Raw genomic sequence first — 6313 nt, 5'->3', positions numbered from 1 at the left:
CGCCGGTCAGCAGGGTCCGCAGCGGCGACGCGGACGGCCAGGGCAGCGCGATCACCTGCTCGGCCAGCGGCGTCGGCGCGAAGGCGATGGTGATCGCGCGCGCGAGGAGCCACTCACGCAGGCGGGGCGGCGACACGCGGGTATCGGGCGCGGGGAGGTAGAGAGCCGCACCAGCGGCGAGGGCGGGCCAGATCTCCCAAACGCTGGCCTCGAAGGCCAGGCCGGCGAGGTGGGTGGTACGATCCCGGGGGGAGAGGGCCACGGCGCGCTGGTGCCAGGCGACGAGATTGAGCAGCGCGCGCTGGGGCACGGCGACGCCTTTGGGCTGCCCGGTGGAGCCGGAGGTGTAGATCAGGTAGGCCAGATGGTCGGGCAGCGCCACGTGCGGCGGATTGGTCGTCGGCTGCTCGGCCAGGGTATGCCAATCGGCATCCAGGCAAAACACCTGCGCCGGATGGCGGGTACCGGGTGCCGGGTGCCCTTCGCGCATGGCGTGGTGCAGACGCGCGACCAGCGCGGCCTGCGTCAGGATCACGGGCACCTGCGAATCGTCGAGCATGTAGGCCAGGCGCTCTTGAGGATAGGCCGGATCGAGGGGTACGTACGCGCCGCCGGCCTTGAGGATCGCCAGCATGCCGACGATCATCTCCAGGCTGCGCTCGACACACAGCGCGACCAGCACATCCGGCCCGACGCCCTGCGTCCGCAGATAGTGCGCGAGCTGATTGGCGCGTCGGTTCAACGCGGCATAGGTCAGCGCCTCCGACCCATCGACCACGGCGCTGGCTGCCGGATTACGGGCGGCCTGCTGCTCGACAAGCTGGTGAACAGCGCGATCGTTAGGATAGGGGACGGCGGTGGCGTTCCACGCGGCCAGCCGCTCCTGCTCCGCCGTCGTCAGCAGCGGCAGCATGGCGATCGGCTGCTCTGGGCACGCCGCGATACCCGCCAGCAAGATCCGGTAGTGGGCCGCCAGTCGCGCGATTGTATCCGGCTCGAAGAGATCGGTGTTGTAGTGCAGCGCGCCATCAAGCGAGCTTCCCTGCTCCACGAGCAGCAGCTCAAGATCGAACTGCGAAGTCTGCTGCTCCATCTCGACCGGCTCCAGGTTCAGGCTCGACGCTGTCCGATCGACCCCGCTCCACGCATGCTTCTCCAGGCTAAACATCACCTGAAACATCGGCGAGCGGCTGAGATCGCGGTCGGGGCTGAGGCGCTCGACCAGCAGCGGAAACGGATACTCGTGATGCGCGAGCGCGTCGAGCACCGTTTGGCGAGCCTGGCGGAGCAGATCGACGAAGCGCAGATCAGCCGCGAGGGCAGCGCGCAGCACCAGCGGGTTGACGAAGTAGCCGACTGTATCAGCGAAGCGGGCGCGGCTCCGGCCTGCCGACGGCGAGCCAACCACGATCTCCGGCTGCTCCGTGTAGCGGTACAGCAGCGCCTGAAATGCGGCCAGACAGACCATAAAGAGCGTCGCGCCCTCGATTGCCGCCAGCGCCTTGAGCCGCTGCACCAGTTCGGCGTCAATGCTGAAGCGCTGCGTCGCGCCGTTGGATGTTTGAGCCGGTTGACGCGGACGGTCAGACGGCAGATGCAGCGCAGGAGTGCCCTGTGGGCCAAGCTGCTGCTGCCAGTAGCGCCACAGCGTCTCGCCGCGCGGCCCGGCAAGCAGGTCTGCCTGCCAGCGCACATAGTCGGCGTACGCTCCGGTCGTCGGTTTGAGCGGCGAAGCCCGGCCTGCTACCCTGGCGCTGTAAAGGAGCTCCAGCTCGCGCAGCAGAACCGTCAGCGACCAGCCATCGGCCACGAGATGATGCACCGTCAGCAGCACGATCGACTCGCCGGGATCGCGTCGGAAGAGGTAAACTCGTACTAGCGGACCGTGGACAAGATCGAACGGTCGGCGGGCCGCGTCGGCAAGCCGGGTATGAAGCTCCGCATGGCTCCACGCCGCGCCGTCCTCCGCATAAAACGCAACCGTCATCTCTGGCTGAACCTGCTGCACGGGAGCGCCCAGATGCTCCTGAAACGTCGTCCGCAGCGCCGGATGTCGATCGACTAGCATCTGAAACGCGGCGCGCAGCGCGGACTCATCGAACGTCGCCGCGCCGATCCGTACGGCGCGGGCGATTGTGTAGGCGGCGCTCTGTGGCGCGACCTGCTGCAAAAACCAAAGCGCGCGCTGACCATACGAGAGCGGAAAGCTGCCCGCTCCGGCTGGCTCGACGTCAGGCTGCTCGATCGCATCTGCCGCGCGCAATTGTGTCGTCAGCGCCCGCGCAAGAGCGGCGATGCTTGGTGTCTCCAAGAAGGTGGTCATCGGCACCACCAGGCCAAGCTCGGCTTCGACGGCGTGCTGGATCTCCACCGCTGCCAGCGAGTCAAGGCCAAACGCGCTCGGAGGCTGCTCTCGATCGAAGACACCCGGCGATACGCCGAGCAGCCGCGCCATGTGCTCGATCAGATGCTGCTCGACCAGCAGCTCACACGCGGCGGCATCGAGCGCGATCAGCAGTGCGGGCGGCGGAAGCTGGAGCGCGTCGGGCACATCACGCTCCTCGGTTGGCTGAAGCGTGCTTGCTCCGAGCATCGGAAGGCTGCCCGACACAAACTGGCTGCGACAAACATGCCGCTGGATCTTGCCGCTTGACGTACGCGGCAGGCTGCCCGGCTTGATCAGCACGACCGCGTAGACTTGAACGTCGTGCTGCTCGGCGACGGCCCGGCGCACCGCGGCAGCGACCTCGTCGCTGGACACGCTGCGATGCTGCCGCCGGACCTCATGCACGATCACCAGCCGCTCAGCGCCGTCGATGTCTACGCCAAAAGCAGCGCTGGCGTTTGGCTGCAAGGCGACGTGGCTCTGCTCTGCCGCCAGCTCAAGATCATGAGGATAGTAGTTACGCCCGTGGATAATAATCAGCTCTTTGAGTCGGCCCGTGATAAACAGCTCGCCGTCCTGAACAAAGCCCAGATCCCCGGTGCGCAAGAATGGCCCTTCATTCGTCTCGGCGAGATACGCAGCGAATGTCTGCTCCGTCTCAGCGGCGCGATTCCAGTAGCCGCCTGCGACGCTCGGCCCGGCAACCCAGATCTCGCCGATCTCGTCAGGCGCGCAGCGCCGTCCGGTCGTGGGCTGCACAATGGCGATCTGCTGATCGAATGCGGCGAATGGCGCGCCGCAACCGACCAGCTCCCGGCGCTGTGAGCTCGTCGCCAGCGCCACCCGATGCCGCGCCAGGGCCTCCCGATCGAAGGCCCGCACCGTCGGCGGCGCGGACACCTGTATGCCCGTAACGATCAGCGTCGCCTCGGCCAGGCCGTAGCAGGGGTAGAAAGCTTCCCGCTGGAAGCTGGCGCAGGCAAACGCCTCTGCAAACCGCTGGATGGTGGACGGACGGACGGGCTCAGCGCCACAAAAGGCGACCGTCCAGCTACTCAGATCGAGGCTGGCGCGCTGCTCCGGCGTACTTTTCCGCACGCACAGATCGTAGGCAAAGTTCGGCCCGCCGCTGGTCGTCGCGCCCGTCCGCGCGATCGTCTCCAGCCAGCGCAGCGGTCGTTGCAGGAAGCTCACGGGTGACATCAGTGTCACCGGAAACCCGGCGTACAGCGGCTGCAAAATCCCGCCGATCAGGCCCATATCATGATACGGCGGCAGCCAGATCACGCCCCGGCTCTCTGGTCCATGCCCGAAGGCGTGCTCGATCTGCGCCAGGTTATGCAGCAGATTCCCATGAGTCAGCATCACGCCTTTGGGCGCTGCGGTGGAGCCGGAGGTGTATTGCAGAAATGCGAGCGTCGCACTCGTGATGCCTGGCGGCTGCCACGCATGCGCCACCTCCGGCTTGAGCTCGTCGGTGGTGAGCCAGCGGAGCGCGCCGAGCTCTGGCGTATGGTCGAACTGGAGGCGAAGATTGGCAAGCGTGGCGCTGGTCGTGAGCGCGAGCACCGGCTGCGCGTCCGCGATGATCGCGCGCAGCCGTGGCGCGGGGCGGTTACTCGGCGGCAGGTACGCGGGGACCGGGACCATGTTGGCGTACAGGCAGCCAAAAAACGCCGCGATATAGTCCAATCCGGGCGGGTAGAGCAGCAGCACGCGCTGCTCCGGCAGCTCCATGTGCTGCAACGATCCGCCGATCATGCGCGCCTGGTGATCGAGCTCGCCAGCCGTCAGCGGAGCTTCTGCATCCTGGCCCTGGAACGTATAGATGTGCTGATCCGGCTGATGCTGAGCACGATCACGCAACAGATCTACCAGCGTCATATCATCACATCGTCGCTTGATCGGAGCAGTTCCCACACGCTATCTCCGTCGTGAGTGGTCATTGAGCGAACTGCGAGCTGTCTCAGTTCCTCGTCCGTCTGAATCCGTAGCAGGTGTATCGAGAACGTATCAGGCCAGCTCCAGGTGTTGGCAATCGATTCTGTGTAGCGCATGAAGAGCCGATGAACAGGCCATCCCAGGGCACGAGCAGGCTAGCTTGAGCTGCATACCGCTGCCAGTGTCGCTCGACGCTCAGGAGCATTCTGGAAGTCAGACCTTCTGGTTGGCACGCGGTACATGCGTATGCGATGCCATAGGCTTATGATGTGGAGATCTGGTCGTGTGCTGTGGTCGCCATCTCTCGATGCATACTTCCCATGAGCTACAGACCAACAGCGTGTTGTGGGGGGATTCGCTGCGGAGGCTGCTGCTCGATTATTGGCCGCTATCCTTCAGCCAGGGAACAGTCGGCTCATTATACCAGCATTTTGTTAACCAGGAGTATCGTCGATGTTGAGGTAGGATCTATACCTCTATTGACAATTGTGGCTACCTACGTCAGAATGAGATGGCGCTCTACTACGGTCGCCCATACGTACGACGATCGTAGCAAAGCTGTGCGATAGATACGGTGACACCGAGCAAGGAGGATGCGGCTCCGCCCACGGCAACCGGCTGGGATGTTTGCCGCTCAATGAGGATGAACGTTGTTACGGTAGAGATGACCGAGCGGCCATCCAACGAGGCGCTCGGCCTTATTGTCAACGGAGTACGCAGCTACAATTACGCCATGCGTGGTCATGAGGCACCACGCCCGGTCGCGTTCTTTCTGCGTGATCAGGATAGTCGCATTGTTGGAGGCGTATCCGGGGATTTGTGGGGCCGCTCGGTGCATGTGAGCGCCATGTGGGTCGACGAACGGTATCGCGGTCAGGGCTACGGCGCTAGCCTTCTACGAGAGCTAGAAGCCTACGCAGCAGCACGCGGCCATGTCTTAGCCTACGTGGAGACGCTCAGCTATCAGGCCGCTCCATTCTATCAAAAGCAGGGCTATCGCGTATTCGGCGCGCTCGAAGGGATCGCAGAAGATTGCACCTACTTCTTTCTTCGGAAAGACCTCCTGCCTGCCAGCCCAATCTCGGCACAGACGGAGCGTTAGCAAGCGGCGCGGGCTGCCTGGGCCGAGGCTCGCGGCAGCGGTACGATCTTGACAAATTATTACTTCTCTACTACACTGGCCGCACCCCCCGTATGATTTTGACACATCCTATACATTTGCATACTCCTCTCAATAGGACTCTACGGTCGGCGCCTTTCGTCAGGTTTGCGACACAGCGAGACGTATGCTTGCCCAAGCATGGAACTGGGATAGCGGTGGCCGAACGATGCGTGCTACCACATCACGACCCACCCGTACCTTCTACGCGCCTGATCGTCTCTTCTGCGAGCGAAGCACCGCTCTCGCACCCATGAGGCACGTCACCTGATGCACAAGGAGCCATCCTGATGACCAACAAGTCGGCCTTCTACTACTTCTACTTCCTGGTTGCCGGCTATGCCATCTCCTCGTTTGGTAGCTTTCTGAACATGGTCGCGCTCAGCCTCTTTGTCTACCACCTCTCCGGTAGTGCATTGCAGACGGGCCTGTACATGACTCTGCGGCTGGTCGCCAGCTTCTTTGGTGGATTAGCGGCTGGGAATCTGGTCGCGCGCTACCCTCGGAAGCCGCTGATGATCGTCAGCGACGTGACGCAAGGCCTGGGACTCCTGGTCTTACTGGTCGTCCCATCCACAATCCAGCTTGAAACCCTGTATGTGTTGAGCGTCGTCCTTGGCCTCTGCAGCACGCTCTCCGGCGTCGCGCTCCGCAGCAGCATTCCTGAGATCGTCGGCCAGGATCAGCGCGTGCGGGCGAATGGCCTGCTGGTTACAGGTCGGTCGTTCGCCACCGTGCTCGGCTTTGCCTCGGCGGGCATGATTGTCGCCTGGTCGGGCTACGAGACGGCGTTTCTGATCGACGCGATCACCTTCTTTATCTCGGCG

Annotated in this window: 3 protein-coding genes; 2 read left to right on the top strand and 1 reads right to left on the bottom strand. The window is 63.7% G+C overall.

Annotated features, from left to right (window positions below; all coding sequences use genetic code 11):
- A partial coding sequence (locus VFZ66_07665; GenBank protein HEX6289052.1) for an AMP-binding protein occupies positions 1 to 4270 on the bottom strand: 4270 nt, incomplete at its 3' end.
- Positions 4271 to 4970: 700 nt separating this feature from the next.
- Between VFZ66_07665 and VFZ66_07660 the strand changes: the two genes are divergently transcribed.
- A complete protein-coding gene (locus VFZ66_07660; GenBank protein ID HEX6289051.1) occupies positions 4971 to 5429 on the top strand; it encodes a GNAT family N-acetyltransferase in 459 nt (152 codons plus the stop codon).
- A 347-nt stretch (positions 5430 to 5776) separates the two neighbouring features.
- Positions 5777 to 6313: MFS transporter (locus tag VFZ66_07655; GenBank protein ID HEX6289050.1), on the top strand; the 537-nt coding region annotated here is incomplete at its 3' end.

Source organism: Herpetosiphonaceae bacterium, from assembly GCA_036374795.1.
In the GTDB taxonomy this organism is placed as follows: domain Bacteria; phylum Chloroflexota; class Chloroflexia; order Chloroflexales; family Kallotenuaceae; genus LB3-1.
This window is presented reverse-complemented; position numbering and strand designations above follow the sequence as displayed.

What these genes read in the sequence shown, in the direction of transcription:
- VFZ66_07660 (HEX6289051.1), top strand. Translation starts at nt 4,971, where the DNA reads ATGAACGTTGTTACGGTAGAGATGACCGAGCGGCCATCCAACGAGGCG.